General features: G+C 68.2%; 13 protein-coding genes. 9 read left to right on the top strand and 4 right to left on the bottom strand.

What is annotated here, in order from left to right; translation table 11 throughout:
* Position 1 precedes the first annotated feature (1 nt).
* The gene (locus PSTAB_RS19845; protein WP_013984386.1) at positions 2-1,024 is read left to right on the top strand and encodes an AbrB family transcriptional regulator; all 1,023 of its coding nucleotides are present in this window, start codon (positions 2-4) and stop codon (positions 1,022-1,024) included.
* On the opposite strand, the gene PSTAB_RS19840 is transcribed toward PSTAB_RS19845, so the two are convergent.
* A complete protein-coding gene (locus tag PSTAB_RS19840) occupies positions 1,021-2,700 on the bottom strand; it encodes a Na/Pi cotransporter family protein (protein WP_013984385.1) in 1,680 nt (559 codons plus the stop codon). The genes PSTAB_RS19845 and PSTAB_RS19840 overlap by 4 nt on opposite strands.
* Before the next feature lie 135 nt (positions 2,701-2,835).
* The gene (locus PSTAB_RS19835; RefSeq protein ID WP_013984384.1) at positions 2,836-3,732 is read right to left on the bottom strand and encodes a cache domain-containing protein; all 897 of its coding nucleotides are present in this window, start codon (positions 3,730-3,732) and stop codon (positions 2,836-2,838) included.
* A 226-nt stretch (positions 3,733-3,958) separates the two neighbouring features.
* Here PSTAB_RS19835 and recC point away from each other — a divergent pair, with 226 nt between their 5' ends.
* From recC to PSTAB_RS19815, 4 genes are all read left to right on the top strand, one after another.
* The gene (gene recC, locus PSTAB_RS19830) at positions 3,959-7,369 is read left to right on the top strand and encodes an exodeoxyribonuclease V subunit gamma (RefSeq protein WP_013984383.1); all 3,411 of its coding nucleotides are present in this window, start codon (positions 3,959-3,961) and stop codon (positions 7,367-7,369) included.
* Complete coding sequence (recB, locus tag PSTAB_RS19825; RefSeq protein ID WP_013984382.1) at positions 7,366-10,914, top strand: exodeoxyribonuclease V subunit beta; 3,549 nt, start codon at positions 7,366-7,368, stop codon at positions 10,912-10,914. The genes recC and recB overlap by 4 nt, the downstream gene beginning before the upstream one ends.
* Positions 10,915-10,984: 70 nt before the next feature.
* Positions 10,985-12,835, top strand: a complete 1,851-nt coding sequence (recD, locus tag PSTAB_RS19820) for an exodeoxyribonuclease V subunit alpha (RefSeq protein WP_013984381.1) — start codon at positions 10,985-10,987, stop codon at positions 12,833-12,835.
* A 130-nt stretch (positions 12,836-12,965) separates the two neighbouring features.
* Positions 12,966-13,409, top strand: coding sequence for a hypothetical protein (locus PSTAB_RS19815; protein WP_013984380.1), 444 nt, complete (start codon positions 12,966-12,968; stop codon positions 13,407-13,409).
* On the opposite strand, the gene PSTAB_RS19810 is transcribed toward PSTAB_RS19815, so the two are convergent.
* Positions 13,410-14,318 carry an AEC family transporter gene (locus PSTAB_RS19810; protein ID WP_013984379.1) on the bottom strand — a complete coding sequence of 303 codons (909 nt, stop codon included), beginning with the start codon at positions 14,316-14,318 and terminating at the stop codon, positions 13,410-13,412.
* A 172-nt stretch (positions 14,319-14,490) separates the two neighbouring features.
* Between PSTAB_RS19810 and PSTAB_RS19805 the strand changes: the two genes are divergently transcribed.
* Entirely contained in the window at positions 14,491-15,684 is a 1,194-nt protein-coding gene (locus PSTAB_RS19805) for a GGDEF domain-containing protein (protein WP_013984377.1), read from the top strand.
* 10 nt (positions 15,685-15,694) lie between these two features.
* On the opposite strand, the gene PSTAB_RS19800 is transcribed toward PSTAB_RS19805, so the two are convergent.
* A complete protein-coding gene (locus PSTAB_RS19800) occupies positions 15,695-16,096 on the bottom strand; it encodes an acyl-CoA thioesterase (protein ID WP_003303235.1) in 402 nt (133 codons plus the stop codon).
* 223 nt (positions 16,097-16,319) lie between these two features.
* On the opposite strand from PSTAB_RS19800, the gene PSTAB_RS19795 reads away from it, so the two are divergent.
* From PSTAB_RS19795 to pstA, 3 genes are all read left to right on the top strand, one after another.
* Positions 16,320-17,285 carry a PstS family phosphate ABC transporter substrate-binding protein gene (locus tag PSTAB_RS19795; protein ID WP_013984376.1) on the top strand — a complete coding sequence of 322 codons (966 nt, stop codon included), beginning with the start codon at positions 16,320-16,322 and terminating at the stop codon, positions 17,283-17,285.
* Positions 17,286-17,446: 161 nt separating this feature from the next.
* A complete protein-coding gene (locus PSTAB_RS19790) occupies positions 17,447-19,723 on the top strand; it encodes an ABC transporter permease subunit (protein WP_013984375.1) in 2,277 nt (758 codons plus the stop codon).
* Between the two features lie 27 nt (positions 19,724-19,750).
* Positions 19,751-21,421 (top strand): phosphate ABC transporter permease PstA, encoded by a 1,671-nt coding sequence (gene pstA / locus PSTAB_RS19785; protein ID WP_013984374.1) that lies wholly within the window; start codon positions 19,751-19,753, stop codon positions 21,419-21,421.
* Positions 21,422-21,487: the final 66 nt, after the last annotated feature.

Below are 21,487 nucleotides of genomic sequence, written 5' to 3'. Positions count from 1 at the left end.
TATGCACCAGCGGCTGCCGGCCTGGTGGGCAACGCCGCTGATCGGTGCGTTCGGCGGCTGGCTGGCGAGCCTGGCCAACTGGCCGCTGCCGTGGATGGTCGGCTCGCTGCTGGCGGTGATCGCCGTGCGCTGCAGCGGCTGGCTGGTGAGCGAGGTGCCGCGCGGCCGGCAGGTGGGGCAGTGGATCGTTGCCAGCGCCATCGGCCTGCATTTCACCGGTGAAGTGATGCGCGAGGTGCTGGCGCACTTCGGCGTGATCCTCGCCGGCGCCGTCGGCACCCTGCTGCTGGGGCTGATCGGCATCTTCATCCTGCTGCGCAGCGGCAGCGACCGTGCCACCGCATTCTTCGCCAGCATGCCGGGTGGCGCCAGCGAGATGGTGGTGCTGGCCAACCGGCACCAGGCCGAGGCGGCCAGCGTGGCGGCGGCGCACAGCCTGCGCCTGCTGCTGGTGGTGCTGATCGTGCCAGCGCTGTTCACCTGGGGGTTGCCGACCGTCGCGGCGCCGCCCGCGGCCCCGGTGAGCTGGCCCTGGCTCGCCGTGCTGCTGCCGGCCGGTGGCCTGCTGGCGCTGCTCTGGAAGCGCCTTGGCCAGCCCAACCCCTGGATGCTCGGCCCGCTGACCGTCTGCGCGCTGGCCAGCGTGGCGTTCGACCTGCACATCGGCCTGCCGGGCTGGGCCGGCGCGCTCGGCCAGTGGCTGATCGGCTGCTCGCTGGCCTGTCATTTCGATCGGCCATTCTTCCGCAGTGCGCCGGCCTTCCTGTTGCGCATCCTGCTGTTCACCCTGCTGGCCATGCTGGTCGCCGCTGCGCTGGGCGGTGCCCTGGGCTGGCTGACGGCGCTGGACGAGGTGTCGCTGATGCTCGGCATGATGCCCGGCGGCATCACCGAGCTGTGCCTGACCGCCGAAGCCTTGCAGCTGTCGGTGGCGCTGGTTACCGCGGTGCAGGTGCTCAGGCTGTTTCTGGTGATGTTTCTCGCCGAGCCGTTGTTCCGCCTCTGGCAGCGCCGCGCAGGCTAGGCGGGACGCCCCGGCAGGTGCGGCTCGCTGGGCAGCACCTCACGGTTGGTGTCGCCGGAAGTGCGCGGCTTGCCCGGGCCTTCCAGAGCCGGATAGGCGGCGCTGCAGAACAGCGAATTGAGCCGTTTCATGTCGGCAATCAGCTCCAGATGCGCCGCGCTGGTCTCGATGCTTTCCACCACTTGTCGGTGCAGCCGATGCACATGGGAATGGGCCAGCTCGCGCTCCAGTTTGCGGAACTGGCGCTTCTGCTGCAGAAGCTGGCGCGCACCGTGGGAGTCGCCGGAGATGAACACCGACAGGCCCAGCCGCAGGTTGGCGCTGAGCTGGGTGTGCAGCTGGCCGAGTTCCTCCAGCCCGCTGTCGGAGAAGGAACGGCGCTTGGCGGTCTTGAGGTTCTGCACCTTGCTCGCCATGTGTTCGATGATGTCGCCGGCCTGCTCCAGATTGATCGCCAGTTCGATGATCTCCGCCCAGCGCCGGCCTTCCTGCTCGGCCAGGTCCTCGCGGGGCATCTGCGCCAGGTAGAGCTTGACCCCGCTGTAGAGCGCATCGACGTCGTCGTCCAGGCGGCGGATTTCCTCGCCCGGTTCGGCACGGTCCTCGCGCAGCACTTCCAGCAGGCGCGCCAGCATCAGCTCCACCATGTCGCCGATGCGCAGGGTCTCGCGCACTGCATTGGCCAGCGCCAGGCTCGGTGTGTCCAGCGCCGTCGGGTCGAGGTGCCGCGGCTGCGCCACGCCGTTGTCCAGCTGGCGCTCGGGCAGCAGGCGCTCGCACAACCGGCTCATGGGGTGCACGGTGGGCAGCAGGAGCAGGCAGCGCAGGCTGTTGTAGACCAGGTGGAAGCCGATCACCTGGGTCTGCGCGCTGTAGCCGAGGGTGTCCATCCAGGCCACCAGCGGCACCAGGAAAGGCAGCACGATGAGGCCGGCGAGCTTGTACAGCAGGTTGCCCAGCGCCACCCGCCGCGCCGAGGCCGGCTGCAGGCTGGCGTTGAACCAGGCGAGCAGGCCGCTGCCGATGTTGGCGCCGATCACCAGGCCGAGTGCCACCGGCAGGCTGATCAGGCCCGCGCCGGCCAGCGTCGAGGTCAGCAGCACCGCCGCCAGGCTGGAATACGACAGGACGGCGAACAGCGCACCCACCAGCACCGCCAGCAGGGTGTCGCCGGCCAGGGAGGAGAACAGCACCTGCATGCCGCGCGCCTCGGTGATCGGCTCGGCGGCGTGCACGATCAGCTGCAGGGCGAGGATGATCAGGCCGAGGCCGATCAGCACGCGGCCGATCTGGCCGGTGCGGCTCTGCTTGCGCGAGAGGAACAGGCTGACGCCGACCAGCGTCAGCAGCGGCGACAGCCAGGAAAGGTCGAGGGTCAGCACCCGCGCCATCAGCGCGGTACCGACGTCCGCGCCGAGCATGATCGCCAGTGCCGTGGGCAGCCCCATCAGGCCCTGAGCGACGAAGGAAATGGCCAGCAGTGCGGTGGCATTGCTGCTCTGCACCAGCGCGGTGACGCCGATGCCGGCGCCGAAGGCCAGCGGCGCGTTGCCCATGCTCTGGCCGAGCATGCGCCGCAGGTGCGAGCCATACACCCGCATGATCCCGGTACGCACGATATGCGTACCCCAGACCAGCAGGGCGATAGACGACAACAGGTGCAACAGGGTCAGCATGGTTCGGGCTCCTGCCCCGGCGAGCGGCAACGACGACAGCCGCGTCATGAAGACGCAGATCTGCACCGGGGATACTCGATTGACCCTGGCCCGTCGGCCCCGTTCACCGAACCGTCACAAACCCTGCGAGTGCCCTCAGGGGCGGGTGTAGTAGCCCACGCCCAGCAGCACGTCGTCGACCCGCTGGATCAGCGTGTGCTTCTGCTCGACCGCATTGGTCGCCGGGTTGCGCCAGACGTAATCCACCGTGCCCGAACCCTGCTTGCGTGCCAGTTCGATCATGTCCTTGAACAACGGCTTGCCGGCGGCGTCGGTGACGCTGCGCACATCGACGCCCACCAGGTTCGGCGAGCTGCCGCTGGCGCGGTAACGGCCGTCGTCGAGGCCGATGGCGAAGACGTATTCGTCCTGGAAGACGAAGCCGCCGCGCGGGTCGTTGAAGCTGCGGAAGGCTGCCTCGGCGCCCTTGTCCTTGACCTGCCGAACGGCGCGGTCAAGCAGCGCCTTGGCATGTTCGGCCGTGGCGCGGGGGATGTAATAGCCGACGCAGAGCACATGGTCGCCGACCTTGCGGAACTGGCTGATCTTGTTCTCGATCTTGTTGTCGGCGGGGTTGAGCCATTTGTACTCGACTTCGCCGCTTTCCTGCCTGGCCGACTTGTCCAGCAGCTCGCGCATGAACGGCTTGCCGGACGCGTCCTTCAGCTCGCCGACGTTCAGCCCCACCAGGCTGGCCGACGGGCCGCTGCTGGCCTGCATGGTGCCGTCCTCGCCGAGCACGAAGATGTAGTACTGGCCGCGGACGAACTCACCGTTGCGGTCGTTGAAGGCGGCCATCGCCTGTTCCGGGCCCTTGGCCTGGAAGGTCAGCACGGCCTGGTCGAGCAGGGCGCGAGCCTGGCTGGCGTGGCTGCGCTCCACCGAGCCCAGCGTCGGCTGCTGGGCCGGTTCCTGTGCGTGCAGCAGCAGCGGCACGGCGCCCAGCGTGGCAGATAGAGAGAGGGCGAGCAGCTTCTTGCGGTTCCGGTTCATGAACGACTCCTGACCTGATGGCGGGCGACTAAGCGGCCGCCCCGTATCCCCATGCTAGGCAGCCGCGGCGCAATTGATATTGGTCGAGAGAAGCAAAAGGGCAGGGCGAAAGGAGGAGATGTACGGCGACACGAGTTGTCGCATGGCGGGCGCAAGCTGAAATCGCCGGCTCGCTCCCCTGCGGAGCGGCCTGTAACCTAGCGACTTCTGTTCACGCGGTGCGCCCATGCTCAGCCTCTACCACGCCCCTGATCTCGAAACCCTCGGCGAACTGGCCACTACGCTGCTCGCCCAGCCGCTGGCCGACCCCTTCGCGCCGGCGCGGGTGGTGGTGCCGAGCCAGGGCATGGGCCGCTGGCTGACCCTGGAGCTGGCGCGCCGGCAGGGCATCGCCATGCAGCTCGAGCTGCAGCTGCCGGCGGCGTTCGTCTGGGACCTGAGCCGCACGGTGCTGGGCAGCCTGCCCGAGCAGTCGGCGTTCTCCCCGACCACCCTGACCTGGCGCCTCTACGGCTGGCTGTGCGAGCCGGCCAATCTCGAGCTGGCGCCGCGTCTGGCGCAGTACCTCGATGGCGGCGACGAGCGCCGGCGGCTGTCATTGGCGGCGAAGATCGCCGACGTCTTCGACCAGTACCTGCTCTATCGCGACGACTGGCTGGCGGCCTGGGAGCGTGGAGAAACCCTCGACCTCGGTCCCGACGAAGCCTGGCAGGCGCTGCTCTGGCGCGAACTGACCAAGGACGGCCACCCGCACCGCGCGCGCCTGCTCGGCGACCTGCTGCAGCGCCTCTATCGCGACGAGCCGTTGCCGGACCTCCCCGAGCGCCTGCTGGTGTTCGGCATCAGCAGCCTGCCGCCGCACCATCTGCGCGTGCTCGACGGCCTGGCACGGCATATCGACGTAGTGGTCTGCGCGCTCAACCCGAGCCGCGAGGCGTGGGGCGAGATTCGCGATATCCGCGAGCTGGCACGGCAGCTTCCTTCTTCCGGACGGCTGGGGAGCGTCGCGAGCGAAGAGCAGGCAAGGCAAAACCCGGCGAGGGAGCGGAGTGTACAGGCCGTACATGAGCATCCCGAGTTGGGTTTTAACGAAGCCTCCTCGAGCGCAGTAGCTCCCCAGCCGTCCGGCGCGGATGACTGGTATCTGGACGTGGGCCATCCGCTGCTGGCGAGTCTCGGCAAGCAGGGCCGCGACTTTTTCGACTCGCTGTTCAGCCTGACCGCCAGCGAAGGCAGTCAGGAATTCGGCCTGTATTCCGAAGACGAGGACCTGCACGACGACAGCCTGCTGCATGCCTTGCAGAACGACATCCTGCGCCTGCGCACCCGCCTGCCCGATGAGCGGATCACCCTGGCCGAGAACGACCGTTCACTGGAGGTGCATATCGCCCACTCGCCGCTGCGCGAGGTGGAAATCCTCCATGACCAGCTGCTGGCGCGCTTCGCCGCCGACCCGGCGCTGACGCCGGACCAGGTGGTAGTGCTGACCCCCGACATCGAACGTTATGCGCCCTTCATCGAGGCGGTGTTCGCCCCGCGCGAGGGCAGCCCGCGGATTCCCTACAGCCTCGCCGACCGCAGCCTGCGCGCCGAGGTGCCGTTGATCGAGGCCTTCCTTGAACTGCTGTTGCTGGCGCAGAGCCGTTTCGCCGCCGAGGAAATCCTCGCCTGGCTGGAACAGCCGGCCATCGCCCGCCGCGCCGGCATCGAGAGCGAAGACCTGCCGCTGCTGCGTGACTGGCTGCGCGAGGCCGGCGTGCGCTGGGGCCGCGATGGCGAGCAGCGCGCACGGCTGGGGCTGCCGGCCGAATCAGCCTTTACCTGGCGCCAGGGGCTGGACCGCCTGCTGCTGGGCTTCGCTGCACCGCCGCAGCTGGCCGGCGACCGCGCGCCCTTGCTTGGCGAGCACTGGCCGCTGGACGCGCTGGAAGGCGCGCGCGGGCAGTTGCTCGGGCGATTGGTGGGCTTCGTCGAGCGGCTCGGCAGCCTGGCCGATCAACTGGCTCGGCCGCGCCCGCTGGCCGAGTGGGCGGATGACCTGCAAGTGCTGATCGATACGCTGTTCGACGAGCGCGAGGCCGGCGAGACGCTGTTGCTGCTCTCCCAGGCCTGCGCCGCCCTGCGCGATCAGGCCCAGGCCGCCGACCTCACCCGGCCCATCGAGCTGGAACTGGTGCATCAGCAGCTCAGCGCCGCGTTGCAGCAGGGCGGCGGCGCCTCGGGCTTCCTCACCGGCGCGGTGACCTTCTGCACCATGGTGCCGATGCGCAGCCTGCCGTTCCGCGTGGTCTGTCTGCTCGGCCTGGACGATGGCGCCTTCCCGCGGCGCACGCCGCCGTCGGGCTTCGATTTGATCGGCCGGCATCCGCGCCGTGGCGACCGGGCGCGGCGCCTCGACGACCGCTACCTGCTGCTGGAGACGCTGCTCTCGGCGCGCCAGGCGCTGTACCTGTCCTATGTCGGCCGCGACCCGCGCGACAACGCCGTGCTGCCGCCCTCGGTACTGCTCAGCGAGGTACTGGAGGCGGTGGACATGACCGCCGTGCTGGCCGACGGGGCGCGGCCGGTCAGCCAGACGATCCTCATCGCGCATCCGTTGCAGCCGTTCTCGCCGCGTAATTTCGGCGAAGCGCCCTGTGCCGGCTATTCGCTGCCCTGGTTCCGCGCCGCCCAGCGCCTGGCCGAGCCACCACAGGCGCAGGCGCAACCCTTCGCCAGCCTGCTCGCCGAACCCGATGAGGCCTGGCTGACCATCGAGCCGTCGCAGCTGCTGCAGTGCTTCCGCCACCCGGCGCGCTTCCTGCTCGAACAGCGCCTCGGTCTGCGCCTGGCCGATGATCAGGAATCGCTTGCCAGCGACGAACCGTTCGACCTGGAAATGCCGGCCTGGAACGGCCTGCGCCGCCTGTCGCTGCAAGCGATGGAGCAGGGCTGGAGCGACGAGGAGGAGCGGCGCATGGCCTGCGCGGCGGGCTGGCTGCCCACCGGCGAGCTGGGCCAGGCGCTGTGGGGCAAACTGCGCGGCCCGGTGCGTGCCTTTGCACCGCGGCTGTTCGAACTGCGCCCGGACGCCGTGCCCGAGCCGCTGCCGGTGGATATCACCCTGGCCGGCGTGCGTGTGCATGGCTGGCTCGATGGCGTGACGCCGGGCGGGCTGTTCGGCTGGAAGCTCGGCCGCCTCGGCGAATGGGACCTGCCGCCGTTCTGGCTGCGCCACCTGCTGCTCAACCTGTGCGCCACGCCCGGCATCGAGCGCCACAGCCTGATGCTTTCGCCGGCCGGTGACTGGCAGCTGGGGCCGCTGGCCAACGCCGCCGAGCTGCTGGAGCCCTGGCTGGTGGCCTACCGCAGCGCGATCCGCGAGCCACTGCCGCTGTTGCCGCGCAGCAGCCAGGCCTTTGCCCGCGGCTACCGCAAGCCGAGCCGCGGCAGCGAGCCGCTGGACTGCGCCCGCAAGCGCGCCCGCGAAGCCTGGCTCGGCGCCGAGTTCAGCCCCATCCCCGCCGAAGCCGAAGACCCCTGGAACGCCTTGGCCTTCCGCGACCGCGAGCCGCTGGACGAGCGTTTCGAAACCCTGGCCGAACAGCTGATCGGCCCAGCCCTGGATGCCCTGGCCGATGAGGAGCAGGAAGAATGAAGCTCGACCTGCTCGACTCGCCCTTCGACGGCCGCTCGCTGATCGAAGCCAGCGCCGGTACCGGCAAGACCTGGACGCTCACCGCGCTCTATGCGCGTCTGCTGCTGGAGCGCCAGCTTTCGGTGGGGCAGATTCTGGTGGTTACCTACACCACCGCCGCCACCGCCGAGCTGCGCGAGCGCATCCGCGCGCGGCTGGCCGATCTGCTGGCGGTTTATGAGGGCACGCCGAGCAGCGATGACTTTCTCAATCGCCTGCACGCCCGCTACCCGGACGACGCCTCGCGGCGGCGCCTGTTGCTGGCGGTGCACGGCTTCGACGAGGCGGCGATCTTCACCATCCACGGCTTCTGCCAGCGCGCCCTGCAGGATGCCGCCTTCGAGGCCGGCGGCGATTTCGACAGCGAGCTGACTGCCGATGACCGCGAGATCATCGACGCGCTGCTCGCCGACGCCTGGCGTAGCGAGCTGGCCGATGCCGACCCGGCCTGGGCACGCTTCCTGGCCAAGAGCCGGATCACTCCGCAGTGGTTGCGCCAGCGGCTGCGCAGTCATCTGGGCAAGCCCTATCTGCGGGTCGAACCGCAGGGCGTGCCGGTCGCGGCCGATCTGCGCCCGGTCGAGGCGGCCTGGCAGCGGGCTGCCGAGTTGTGGAAGCAGGCGGGTAGCGCCTGGGTCGCCGAATTGCTGGCACATGGCGGGCTCAGCCAGAGCACGCACAAGCGCATCAAGTTTGCGCCATGGCAGGCGGAACTGGATGCCTATTTTGCCGATCCGGCGGTGATGTTCGACCTGCCTGAGGGCGCGGCGAAGTTCGGCGCGCGCGCGCTAAGCAAGGCCTGCAAGAAGGGCTTCGACGCGCCGGTGTGCGAGCTGGCCCAGGCCCTGGACGAGCTGGCCGATCAGGTGGCCGACGCACTGCCGGCCGGCAAGCAGCGGCTGATCGCCCTTCAAGTGGCGCTGCTCGAGCGGCTCAACCGAGAGTTGCCTGAACGCAAGGCGGCGCAGCGGCTGCTGGCCTTCGACGACCTGCTGAATCGTTTGGATCAGGCACTGCAAGGCCCGGTCGGCGAGGACCTGGCGGCATCGCTGCGTGCGACCTATCCGCTGGCGCTGATCGACGAGTTCCAGGACACCGACCCGATTCAGTACGCCATCTTCAACCGCATCTATGCCAAGGGCCGTGATGCCTCGCTGTGCTTCGTCGGCGATCCCAAGCAGGCGATCTACGCCTTCCGCGGTGCGGACCTGGCCACTTACATGACGGCCAAGCAGCAAGCCGATCGTGAGCCCTTCAACCTGCCGACCAACTACCGCTCGACGCCCGAGCTGATCGCCGCGCTCAACCAGCTGTTCGACCATCCGCAGCCGTTCGCCCAACCCGACCTGCGCTACCCACCGGTGGGTGCCGCCGACAAGCCGCGTGCGAGCCTGCGTCTGGCAGAGGAGGGCAAGGCGGCGCCGCTGTCGCTGGTCTGGCTCGGCGACGATCCGCTGGGCAAGGCCGAGGCCGCGCAACTGACGGCGAGCGACACGGCGCGACGCATCGCCGTGCAGCTGGCCGCCGCCGCCGAGGGACGCGCAGGTTTCGACAAGGATGGCGGCTTCGCCCCGCTCCAGGGCGGCGATATCGCCGTGCTGGTGGCCAATCACCGCCAGGCCGGGATGATCGCCGACGAGCTGGCCGCGCGTGGCGTGCCCAGCGTGCGCCGCGGGCGCGACAGCGTCTGGCGCAGCGAGGAGGCGGGTGAGCTGGCCGCGGTGCTGGCCGCCTATGCCGAGCCGGGACGCGAGGGTCTGCTGCGGCATGCCCTGGCGACGCGCCTGCTGGGCCGCAGCGCCGCCGATCTCGCCCGCTGCCAGGATGACCAGCATGAATGGGACGCCGAGCGCGAAGCCGCCGAGCGCTACCACCAGCTCTGGCAGCAGCAGGGCTTCATGCGCGTGTTCCGCGCCTGGCTCGACGAGCAGGCGGTGGCTGAACGCCTGCTGGCGCGGGTCGACGGCGAACGTCGGCTGACCAACCTCTTGCACCTCGGTGAATTGCTGCAGGCCGAGAGCCTGCTGCGGCCCGGGCTCGAGCCGCTGCTCGCCTGGTTCAACGCCCAGCGCGGCAGCGAAGGCGCCGGTGAAGAAGCGCTGCTGCGCCTGGAAAGCGATGCCGAACGGGTGCAGATCGTCACCATCCACACCAGCAAGGGGCTGGAATACCCGCTGGTGTTCTGCCCGTTTCTCTGGGACGGCAAGCTGCTCGGCAAGAACCAGGACAGTGCCCGTTGTCACGATGCCGATGGCCAGCCGCTGCTGGACCTGGGCAGCGGCGAACTGGAGGACAACCTCGAACGCGCCCGCCAGGAGGTGTTCGCCGAACAGCTGCGGCTCGCCTACGTCGCCCTGACCCGCGCCCGTGACCGGCTCTGGCTGCACTGGGGGCCGGTGAGCCTGCCCAAGGCGAAGAAGGATGGCAATCTGCCCGACGAAGGCTTGCACAGCAGCGCCCTGGCCTGGCTGCTGCACGGCCGCGAACTGCCGGGCGAGCAGCCACTGACGGAGCTGGGCAACCACCTGGCTGGCCTCAACGGCGGTAGCCTGCGTCTGGCCATCGAGCGGCTGGTCGCTGCGAGCGACGGGCGCATGGCCTGCCTGCCGCTCGAGTCGCGTGAGGCCAGCACCCAGGGCAGCAGCCGCGCAGCGCCGCCCGAGCAGCTGGCGCAGCTCAACCGCAGCCTCTACAGCGCCTGGCGCATCGGCAGCTTCTCCGGGCTGGCCGCCGGCATGCACATGGAAGCGCCGGACCGCGACGCCCTGGCGATGCCCGATGCCGGCGAGCCGGGCAGCGGCTTCTTCGCCTTCCCACGCGGCGCGCGGGCCGGTACCTGTCTGCATGCCATCCTCGAGAACTGGGCGCGGGGCAAGGGCGAGCTGGATGCGCTGGTCGAGCCGGCGCTCAAGGCCTACGGCCTGCCGCTGGAATGGAAGGAGATAGCCATCAGCCACCTGCAGAAGGTGCTGGAAACCGATATGGATGGCGCCGGCCTCACCCTCGCCGCGCTGAAATCGGCCAGACGCCTGCCGGAACTGGGCTTTACCTTCCCGGTGCGGGATCTGGACGTGGCGCGCCTGCGCGCCTTGCTGACCGACCCGGCCAACGGACTGGCCGCACCGCTGCGCGAGGCCGCAGCGCGGCTGGAATTCGACAGCCTCAAGGGCTTTCTCAAAGGCTTTATCGACCTGACCTTCGAGCACGGCGGCCGCTGGTACATCGCCGACTACAAGTCCAACTGGCTCGGCCCGGACGCCAGCTACTACGGCGGCGAGCGGCTGCTGCAGGCGCTGGCCGGCGAGCATTACTACCTGCAATACCTGATCTATCTGGTGGCGCTGCGCCGCTTCCTGCGCCAGCGCCTGGCGGATTTTCGCGACGAGCAGCTGGGCGGCGCCTTCTACCTGTTCCTGCGCGGCATGCCCGAGGCCGGCGTCTACTTCGCGCGGCCGGACGATGCGCTGCTCGATGCGCTGGATCGACTGTTCGAGGAGGGACGGTGATGATGCGCTTTGGCGGTCTTGACCGCGAGAATGGGCGTGGCAGCGCTTTCCTGCCGACCAGGAGCGATATATGACCCTTGCCGATCTGCCCCTCGGCCCGCTGGAGCGCGCCTTTGTCGCCAGCCTGCAACGCCTGGAACCGCAGGCGCCCGAAGCGGTGCTACTCGCCGCCACGCTGTGCTGCGAGGCGCTGGCGGCCGGCGATGTCTGTCTTCCACTGGAACGCCTGGCCGGAAGGCGCCCCTGGCCCGATGTCGATCTCAGCATGCCGGCGCTGCCCGTCTGGCACGCACAGCTCGAAGCTTCCACGCTGGTCGGGACACCGGACGACTATGCGCCGCTGACCCTGGTCGGCGACCGGCTCTACCTGGCCCGCTACCAGGCCTACGAACAGCAGCTGGCCGAACAGCTGCTGGCCCGCACCGGCGATGCGCCCGAGGTGGACGAAGCACGGCTCGCCGAGAGCCTGGCGCGCTTGTTCGCCTTCAATCAGCAGCGCCCCGACTGGCAGCGCCTGGCCGCCGCCCAGGCAGTTCGGCGTCGGCTGGCCGTAATCTCCGGCGGTCCCGGCACCGGCAAGACCACCACCGTGGTGCGCCTGCTGGCGGCGCTGCTCGAGCAGCCCGGCGGCGAGCGCCTGGCCATCGGCCTCGCTGCACCCACCGGCAAGGCCGCGGCACGCATGGCCGAGGCGATCCGCAACGCCAAGGCCGAGCTGCCGGTCAGCGATGCGGTGAAGGAGGCCCTGCCGGACGAGGCGCGGACCCTGCACCGCCTGCTCGGCAGCCGCGGCGACAGCCCCCGAGTGCGCCACGATGCGGCCAATCCGCTGGCGTTGGACGTGCTGGTGGTGGACGAGGCGTCGATGGTCGACCTGGCGCTGATGGCCAAACTGGTCGTCGCGCTGCCACCGAAGGCGCGGCTGATCCTGCTCGGCGACAAGGATCAGCTGGCCGCCGTGGAGGCCGGTGCGGTGTTCGCCGAACTCTGCGAAGGCCGTGGCTTCGATGCCGGGGCGGCAAGCGAGCTGGAGCGCATCACCGGCCAGCCCGTGCCGGTCGAGACGCCGCGCTCGCGCCTCGGCGATGCGGTGGTGCTGCTCACCCACAGTCACCGCTTCGCCGGCGACAGCGGCATCGGCGAGCTGGCGCGGCGGATCAACGCTGGCGATGCGAAAGGCACCGTCGCGCTGCTGCAGGAAGGTCGTGCGGATCTCGCCTGGAACGCGACGCCCGGCGCGACCGCCTTGATCGAGCGGCTGGAGCAGGGTTACGGCGGTTACCTGCAGGCTGCGCGGCAGGGCGATCCAGGCCCGGCGTTCGAGGCCTTCAACGGTTTCCGGGCGCTGACTGCGCAACGCGAGGGCCCGTTCGGCGTGACCGGTATCAACGAGGCGCTGGAAACACGCTTCAGGCGTCGCCTCGGCGTGCCGGCCCGCGAACGCTGGTATCCCGGCCGTGCGGTGATGGTCCGGCAGAACGACTACGCGCTGGGGCTGTTCAACGGCGATATCGGCCTGTGCCTGAAAACCGAGCAGGGCCTGCGGGTGTTCTTCGAGGGTGACAACGGTTACCGCGGCTTCGCGCCGGCACGGCTGCCGAGCCACGACAGCGCCTTCGCCATGACCGTGCACAAGAGCCAGGGCTCGGAATTCACCGAGGTGCTGCTGGCCTTGCCGGATCAGCCGAGCCCGCTGCTGACGCGCGCGCTGTTCTACACCGGCATAACCCGCGCCAAGCGCCGGGTGGAGATCTGGGCGCTGCCGGCGCGGCTGGCTGAAGCGGTCAGCACCCGCGCCGAGCGCGCCGCCGGGCTGGCCGAGCGGCTGGTTCTGGCGGGCGCCGTGGCCGATGCCGATGCGGTGCCGGAAGCCCCGATCGGTGCGGCGCCAGCCGAGGGCGATCAGCTCAGCCTGTTCTAAAAGCGTGCGCGGCTGCTCGAAGCCGGCACGATCGCGGCTCATCGCCTCCGTTTCGTGAAGCGGTTGTGGGTTTGGCTGGCGCAATTCTGTTCCGATGCGCGTTCGCCGAAAGCCGATACCAGGACTCGCGATGAAAACCTTCTTTCTTCTGCTCTGGGGCGCGCTCAGCCTGACAATCAGTACCGCGGCGCTGCGTGCGCTCTGGCTCGAGCCGTCGCCGGCCAGCGGTTTCGCGCTGCTGCTGGTCGTCTACTACATCGTCTGCTTCTTCCAGCTCATCCGTGCCGCCTATCTGCCGTGGGGGCTGCTGGGTGCCTACCGGCGTGCCGGCTATTGGCTGTGCCTGATCCTGCTGCCGCTGACGCTGATTCCCCTGCATGCCGCCTACGAGATATGGCAGCAGGGCGGCTACGTCGCGGTCGAAGCCTCGCTGCATACTGAGTGGCTGCACCTGCTGCTCGGCTGGTTGCAGGACGCCCTCGGTTACCTCGGGCCGCTGCTGGTGCTGTGCGCTGTGGGCATCGGCCTGGCCCTGATGCTGCTGCGTCTGTTGCGTGGGCAGGTGGCGCGCTGATCAGCCGTTCAGCAGGGTGAGCACCAACGGCAGGCTGGCCGCAGCCAGCAGCGTCTGCAGGGTGATGATGCCGGCCATCAGGTGGCTGTCGCCGCCGAGCTGGCGGGTCAGCACGTAGGCGGTCGGCGCGGTGGGCAGGGCGAAGAACAGCACCAGGATAGTCGTTTCCATCGCCGGCAGGCCGAGCACCACCGCGACGCCGTAGGCCAGCAGGGGCACGGCGAGCAGACGTACCGCGCAGTTCCAGCCCAGCGCCGGGATTTCCCCGCCCAGTTCCTGCGGCTTGAGCGCCGCGCCGACGCAGAGCAGGCCCAGTGGCAGGCTGGCTGCGGCCAGCAGGCCGAGCAGCCGGTCGGTGCCGCCCGGCAATCCCAGCCCTGACAGATTCACCAGCGCGCCGGTCAGGCAGGCCAGGATCAGCGGGTTCTTCGCGATCGGCAGCAGCAGCCCGCGTACGCTGACGCTGCGCTCGGCGGTCAGCGCCCAGACCGACATCACGTTCACCGTCGGTACCATGAGCGCCAGCATCAGTGCTGCCAGGGCCAGGCCTTCCTTGCCGAACAGGCTGCCGACCGCCGCCAGCCCGAGGTAGGTGTTGAAGCGCAGCACGCCCTGGGTGATGGCACCGAAGCGGCCAGCGGACCAGCCGCGCAGTCGCTTGGCGATCAGCAGTCCGACCCAGGCCAGACCGAGGCCGAGCATGACCGCGCCGGCCAGTTGCGGCAGGGCGGGGTTGTCCAGCGGCGCGGTGGCCAGGCTGCTGAACAACAGGGCAGGAAACAGGACGAAGTAGTTGATGCGCTCGGCGCCGGGCCAGAACTCCTCGCTGGGAAAGGCCCGCAGACGCAGGAAATAACCAGCAACGATCAGCGCGAAGAGAGGCCAGAGGGCCAGGAGAAGGGTGGTCACGGATACATCCAGCAATGCATGTGGGTCGATCTTCGATGCTGGAAACGTCCAGTGCAAGTCTTGTGTCCAACCAGCCATTCGCCGCTGTCGCTACGCTGGTCGGGCCAGGAACCATCAGTAATGGCTCGGTGATATCATTCATGCCCTGAACCGCGAGCTGCCGATGTCACCCATGATCGACCATCCCTCTGCCGAGGATTTTCGCGATACCCCCTACGGACGGCAGCTGCACAGCGGGTTTCGTCTCCTGCGCTTCAAGTCCGAGCTGGAACGCGAGTTTCGCCAGTACCTGGATCGGCATGCGCGCACGTCGCAGCGGCTCGCCGCGCTACTGCTGATCATCGCCGTCTCCGGCTACCTCTATGTCGAGCACCGGCTGTTCAACCTCGCCGACACCGGCTGGCTGGCGACGCTGACGCTGCTGCGCATCCTGCAGATCCTGCCCGGTGTCGTCGTGCCGGTGCTGACGTTCTACAGCCGCACCTTTCGCGCCCAGGCCAACCGCATCTTTCCGGTGCTGCTGGTGCTCATCGGGATCATCGCCGCGCTGATCGATATTCGCTTCGAGGCCCTGGGAACCGAGCTGAACTTCCGCTACGGCGCCGGATTGCTGATCGTCAGCTCGTTCTTCTTCCTCGGCGTGACCTTCTGGTGGGCACTGCTCTGCGCGGTGCTGATCGTGGTGGCCGATGTGCTCATCGCCGGTCTGATTCTCACGCCCGAACAGATGCCCGAGCACTGGATCGCCGTCAGCTACTACCTGCTGCTGCTGATCATCGGTGCCATCAGCCGCTACGTTCACGAGTATTCGCAGCGCGACCAGTTCCTGATGCGCAAGCTACTGGGCTGGGTGGCCGAGCATGATGCCCTGAGCGGCCTGGCCAATCGGCGCAGTCACGACCTGGCGTTGCGTCAGCGGATCGCCCAGGCGCGCCGGGACCGCCAGCCGCTGAGCCTGCTGTTGCTCGATCTGGATGATTTCAAGGCCTACAACGATACGTTCGGCCATCCGGCCGGCGATGCGCTGATCCGTTCATTCGGCGAGCTGGTGGCAAAGTTCGCCCGACGGCCGTTGGATCAGGCTGCGCGGGTCGGCGGCGAGGAGTTCGCGCTGCTGCTGTACAACTGCGACAACGCGGCGGCGCAACGCATCGCGCGGCAGCTGGTGGCCGCGCTGGCGGCGCTGGAGGTCAGGCATCCGCGCGATCCGGCGTCGCGCGTGGGGGTCAGCATCGGCGTGGCCACGCTGCAGGATGGTCAGCAGGCCGAGCAGCTCTATCACAACGCCGACATGGCGCTGTACCAGGCCAAGACGACCGGCAAGAACCGCTTCGCGGTCGCCCCCGGGCAGGCGCGCCGCGACTAGCTGGCCAACCTCAGCGGCGCGGCGGGACCGAACGGGTGCGGCCGCTGCCGTCGATGGCGACGAAGACGAACACCGCCTCGGTGACCTTGCGCCATTCGCTGGACAGCGGGTCGTCGCTCCAGACTTCCACCAGCATGCGAATCGAGCTGCGCCCGACTTCCAACGTCTGGGTATAGAAGGACAGCTGCGCGCCGACGGCCACCGGCACCATGAAGGCCATGCGATCGATGGACACCGTGGCCACGCGGCCGGCCGCCACGCGGCTGGCCATCGCGGTACCGGCCAGGTCCATCTGCGACACCAGCCAGCCGCCGTAGATATCGCCGAACCCGTTGGTTTCGCGCGGCAATGCGGTGAGCTGCAGGGCCAGGTCGCCCTGGGGAATCGGATCTTCCTGTTCGTATTCTTTCATCGGTCGGACTCGCGGCGCGTTTGTTGTTCTGGCGCGAAATGCCCGCGCTAGCGCGGGCGACGGCGCCGAGTATAGCGGCAGTGCAGACGTACAGCGACCGCGCTGGGTCAATGGGCCGGTTCGTAATCAGATTGTCACACTTGCTTCATAGAGTGTTCACACGGCCTGCAGATACTGGCCCCCGTTCCAACACACTCGAGCACACACCTGCTAGGAGCAAGGTATGAAACTGAATCGTTTGATGGCGGCCCTCACCTTCGTAGCCGCTGGCGTGGGCGCCGCAAGCGCAGTCGCTGCAGTAGACCCGGCACTGCCGAGCTACCAGAAGACCTCTGGCGTTTCCGGCAACCTGTCCAGCGTCGGTTCCGACTCGCTGGCCAACCTGATGACGCTCTGGGCCGAAGAGTTCAAGCGCAGCTACCCGAACGTCAACATTCAGATCCAGGCCGCCGGTTCCTCCACCGCGCCGCCCGCGCTGACCGAAGGCACCGCCAACATGGGCCCGATGAGCCGCCCCATGAAGGACAACGAGATCCAGGCCTTCGAAGAGAAGTACGGCTACAAGCCGACCGCCGTACCGGTGGCCATCGACGCCCTGGCGGTGTTCGTGCACAAGGACAACCCGATCAAGTCCCTGGACATCGAGCAGGTCGACGCCATCTTCTCCAGCACCCGCCTGTGCGGTGGCGAGAAGGACATCAAGACCTGGGGCGACCTGGGCATGACCGGCGAGTGGGCTGCCAAGCCGATCCAGCTGTTCGGCCGCAACTCGGTATCCGGTACCTACGGCTACTTCAAGGAAGAAGCCCTGTGTAAAGGCGACTTCAAGTCCAACGTCAACGAGCAGCCGGGTTCGGCCTCGGTGGTGCAGTCGATCTCCAGCACCCTGAACGCCATCGGTTACTCGGGCATCGGCTACAAGACCTCCAGCGTGCGCGCCGTACCGCTGTCCAAGGGCGGCGAAGCCTTCGAGGCGAGCGAAGAGAACGCCCTGGCCGGGAAATTCCCGCTGGCTCGCTTCTTCTACGTCTACGTCAACAAGGCGCCGAACAAGCCGCTGAGCCCGATCGACGCCGAGTTCCTCAAGCTGGTGCTTTCCAAGCAGGGCCAGGACGTCGTGGTCAAGGACGGCTACATCCCGCTGCCGAAGAAGGTGGTCGACAAGACCATGCAGGAGCTGGGTCTGTAAGACCCGCGTAACGGCCGGCGCCCACTGCGCCGGTCTTGCGCAGATGCCCGCCACGCTGAACGCGCTGGCGGGCATCGTCGCGTCACCTGGCTGTAACTTTTCTGTCACACGGCTTTATTAGATTAGGCGCCCCGAAGGGCCGCTCGGCCCAGGAGCCTGGCATGAACGACATGGACAACATGACCGCGAATTCCGATGTGCAACGGCTGGACTTCAACACGCCGGCACTGCAGCGCAAGCGGCGCATACGCGCGCTGAAAGACCACCTGGCGCGCTGGTACGTGTCCATCGGCGGCCTGGCCGTGCTGGGCGCCATCACCCTGATCTTCTTCTATCTGGCGCAGGTCGTGCTGCCGATGTTCCAGGGCGCCGAGCTGGAGGCCCGCAAGGCTCAGCAGCCGACCTGGCTGGCCGATGCCGGCAAGCCGCTGCTGCTGGCCATCGAAGAGCAGAACCAGGTCGCCCTGCGTCTGGGCGAGGACGGCCAGGCGCGTTTCTTCAGCCTGCGCGACGGTGCGCTGCTGACGAGCAAGCCCCTGCCGCTGCCGGAAGGCAGCCGCATCGTCTCGGTGGGCCAGGACACCCCCGGCACCCGCCGGCTGGTGCTCGGTCTGGACAATGGCCAGGCCCTGGTGCTGGAGCACAACTACAAGGTCACCTACCCGAACAACCAGAAGACCATCACCCCCGAGCTCGCCTATCCCTTCGGCGAGGCGCCGCTTGAGCTCGATCCGGAAGGCCGCCCCATCGAGCGCGCCGCCATCAGCCTGAACGGCAAGACCCTGCTGGTCGCCGGCGCCACCGGCAGCGCGCTGCATGCCCAGCGCATCGCCAGCAGCGAGAACCTGCTGACCGGCGAGGTGACCCTCGAGCAGGAGCGCCTGAACCTGCCGCAGCTGGCCGAGCCGATCCGTCAGCTGCTGATCGACCCGCGGCACATGTGGCTTTACGCGATCAGCGGCAAGGCCAGCGCGGATGTCTTCGACCTGCGCCGCAAGCAGCTCAACGGTCGTTACAAGCTGGTCGGCGACGGCAGCGAGATCACCAGCGTCAGCCCGCTGTTGGGCGGCATCTCGCTGATGGTGGGCGACTCCAGGGGCAGCATCGGCCAGTGGTTCATGGTGCGTGCGGCCGATGGCCAGGCCGAACTGAAGAACGTGCGCAACTTCAAGCTGGGCAGCAGCCCGGTCCGCCAGATCCTCCCGGAGGAGCGCCGCAAGGGCTTCCTCGCCCTGGACGACAGCGGCAGTGTCGGCATCTTCCACAGCACCGCACACCGCACGCTGCTCAAGGAGCAGGTCGCCGATGGCGCCGCGCTGGCGGCCATGTCGCCGCGCGCCACACGTCTGCTGCTGGAGTCGGCGCAGGGGCTGCAGCGCTTCGTCATCGACAACCCGCACCCGGAGATTTCCTGGAGCGCGCTGTGGGGCAAGGTCTGGTACGAGAGCTATCCGGAGCCCGATTACGTCTGGCAGTCCACCTCTGCCAACAGCGATTTCGAACCCAAGCTGAGCCTCGCGCCGCTGGCCTTCGGCACGCTCAAGGCAGCCTTCTACGCCATGCTGCTGGCGGCCCCGCTGGCCATCTGCGCGGCGTTCTATACCGCCTACTTCATGGCGCCGTCGCTGCGCCGCAAGGTCAAGCCGGTGATCGAGCTGATGGAGGCGCTGCCGACGGTGATTCTCGGCTTCTTCGCCGGCCTGTTTCTCGCGCCGTTCCTGGAGAACCACCTGCCGGGCATCTTCGCCCTGCTGCTGCTGATGCCGGTGGGCATCCTCTTCGCCGCCTGGACCTGGAGCCGCCTGCCGCAAAGCGTGCGCCTGGCGATCCCGGAAGGCTGGGAAGCGGTGCTGCTGATCCCGGTGATCCTGCTGGTGGGCTTCGGCTCGCTGGAGATCAGCGGGCACCTGGAGAACTGGTTCTTCGGCGGTGACATGCGCCTGTGGCTGTCCAACGACATGGGTATCCCGTTCGACCAGCGCAACGCCCTGGTGATCGGGCTGGCGATGGGCTTCGCGGTGATCCCGACCATCTACTCGATCGCCGAGGACGCCGTGTTCAGTGTGCCGCGCAGCCTCACCCTGGGCTCCCTGGCCCTCGGTGCGACGCCCTGGCAGACGCTGACCCGCGTGGTGCTACTGACCGCCAGCCCCGGCATCTTCTCGGCGCTGATGATCGGCATAGGCCGCGCGGTGGGCGAGACGATGATCGTGCTGATGGCCACCGGCAACACGCCGATCATGGAAGCCAACATCTTCGAGGGCATGCGCACCCTGGCCGCCAACGTCGCGGTGGAAATGCCCGAATCCGAGGTAGGTGGCACCCATTACCGCGTGCTGTTCCTCGCCGCGCTCGTCCTGCTGATGTTCACCTTCGTGATGAACACCCTGGCCGAGCTGATTCGCCAGCGCCTGCGCGGCAAGTACGCCAGCCTGTAACCCGATTTCGCCAAAAGGTATCGATCCGTGAAAAAGGATTCGTTGAACAGCTGGGTCAAGAGCGGCACGCCCTGGATCTGGATGAACGCCGGCGCGGTGTCCATCGCCGTGATCATGACCCTGGGGCTGCTGGCGATCATCGCCGTGCGCGGTCTGGCGCACTTCTGGCCGGCCGACGTGATCGTCGCCGACTACAGCATGCCCGGCGCGGAAATGCGCGTGCTGGCCGGCGAGGTGGTGCAGGCCGAGGAAGTGCCACGGGCGCGCCTGGCTGCCAGCGGGCTGCCGGTGAATGTCGAGGGCGGCGAGTTCATGACCCGCGAGCTGCTCAAGGTCGGTAACCGCGAGGTCTACGGCGCGGACTTCTCCTGGGTGATCGGCGAATGGCTGAGCAACCAGCGCAAGCCGGCCGAGCTGATGGTGCTGGAGCGTCGCGAGTGGGGCAACTTCTATGGCTATCTGCTCAACGTCAAGGAAGCCGGCCAGCTGGTCGCCGAAGGCGATGCCGCCTGGGGCGAGCTGCAGCGTCGGATCGATCGGGTCGACCAGCTGCATGCGCAGATCTCGCGCATCGAGAAGGTGGAGATCGGCCGCATCAACCACGGCCTCGAGCGTCTGCGCCTGAAGACCCGCAAGCTGGAGCTGGACGACCGTCTGGATGCGGCCGCCCAGGCCGATCTGGATGCCGAGCGCGCCCAGTGGGATGCCGAGTACCGGGTCCTGGAAGACAAGCTGGTGGCGCTGCAGCAGCAGTTCAACCGCGACAGCATCACCGTGCGCACCGCCGACGGCCGCGAGCAGGAGATCAGCCTGGGCAAGGTGGTGCGAGCGTTCCAGCCCAATGCCATGTCGACCCCGCAGAAGCTGATGTTCTACTTCGCCAAACTGTGGGAGTTCGTCAGCGACGAGCCGCGTGAGGCGAACACCGAAGGCGGCGTGTTCCCGGCGATCTTCGGCACCGTGCTGATGACCCTGATCATGGCGGTGATCGTCACCCCCTTCGGTGTGATCGCCGCGGTCTACCTGCGCGAGTACGCCAAGCAGGGCCTGCTCACCCGGATCATCCGCATCGCGGTGAACAACCTCGCCGGCGTGCCGTCGATCGTCTATGGCGTGTTCGGTCTGGGCTTCTTCGTCTACGTGCTGGGCGGCTCGCTGGATCGGCTGTTCTATCCCGAAGCCGCACCGGCGCCGGTGTTCGGCACGCCGGGCCTGATGTGGGCCTCGCTGACCCTGGCCATCCTCACCCTGCCGGTGGTGATCGTCGCTACCGAGGAAGGCCTGGCGCGCATCCCCCGGATGATCCGTGAAGGCTCTCTGGCTCTCGGCGCGACCAAGTCCGAGACGTTGTGGAAGGTGGTGCTGCCGATGGCCAGCCCGGCGATGATGACCGGCCTGATCCTCGCCGTGGCGCGTGCCGCCGGCGAAGTGGCGCCGCTGATGCTGGTCGGCGTGGTCAAGCTGGCACCGAACCTGCCGCTCAACGGCAACTACCCCTATCTGCATCTGGATCAGAAGATCATGCACCTGGGCTTCCACATTTACGACGTCGGCTTCCAGAGCCCCAACGTCGAGGCGGCGCGGCCGCTGGTCTACGCCACCGCGCTGCTGCTGGTACTGGTGATCGCCACGCTCAACTTCAGCGCGATCTACATCCGCAACCACCTGCGCGAAAAATACAAGGCGCTGGATCATTGATTGGCGCCGCCAGCCGCATCGTGGGCTTCCGAGGGAAGCACCCGGCGCGGATGGCGGCCTGTAGCT

This window comes from Stutzerimonas stutzeri (assembly GCF_000219605.1).
In the GTDB taxonomy this organism is placed as follows: domain Bacteria; phylum Pseudomonadota; class Gammaproteobacteria; order Pseudomonadales; family Pseudomonadaceae; genus Stutzerimonas; species Stutzerimonas stutzeri.
The sequence above is the reverse complement of the archived record's forward strand: the minus strand, read 5'-3'. Positions and strand labels throughout refer to the sequence as shown.

Excerpts from the sequence above, each read along its gene's own strand:
- PSTAB_RS19790 (WP_013984375.1), top strand. The coding sequence starts at position 17,447 with ATGAACGACATGGACAACATGACCGCGAATTCCGATGTGCAACGGCTG.
- PSTAB_RS19815 (WP_013984380.1), top strand. The coding sequence starts at position 12,966 with ATGAAAACCTTCTTTCTTCTGCTCTGGGGCGCGCTCAGCCTGACAATC.
- recB (WP_013984382.1), top strand. The coding sequence starts at position 7,366 with ATGAAGCTCGACCTGCTCGACTCGCCCTTCGACGGCCGCTCGCTGATC.
- PSTAB_RS19805 (WP_013984377.1), top strand. The coding sequence starts at position 14,491 with ATGATCGACCATCCCTCTGCCGAGGATTTTCGCGATACCCCCTACGGA.
- PSTAB_RS19845 (WP_013984386.1), top strand. The coding sequence starts at position 2 with ATGCACCAGCGGCTGCCGGCCTGGTGGGCAACGCCGCTGATCGGTGCG.
- PSTAB_RS19800 (WP_003303235.1), bottom strand. The coding sequence starts at position 16,096 with ATGAAAGAATACGAACAGGAAGATCCGATTCCCCAGGGCGACCTGGCC.
- PSTAB_RS19840 (WP_013984385.1), bottom strand. The coding sequence starts at position 2,700 with ATGCTGACCCTGTTGCACCTGTTGTCGTCTATCGCCCTGCTGGTCTGG.
- recD (WP_013984381.1), top strand. The coding sequence starts at position 10,985 with ATGACCCTTGCCGATCTGCCCCTCGGCCCGCTGGAGCGCGCCTTTGTC.
- PSTAB_RS19795 (WP_013984376.1), top strand. The coding sequence starts at position 16,320 with ATGAAACTGAATCGTTTGATGGCGGCCCTCACCTTCGTAGCCGCTGGC.
- PSTAB_RS19835 (WP_013984384.1), bottom strand. The coding sequence starts at position 3,732 with ATGAACCGGAACCGCAAGAAGCTGCTCGCCCTCTCTCTATCTGCCACG.
- recC (WP_013984383.1), top strand. The coding sequence starts at position 3,959 with ATGCTCAGCCTCTACCACGCCCCTGATCTCGAAACCCTCGGCGAACTG.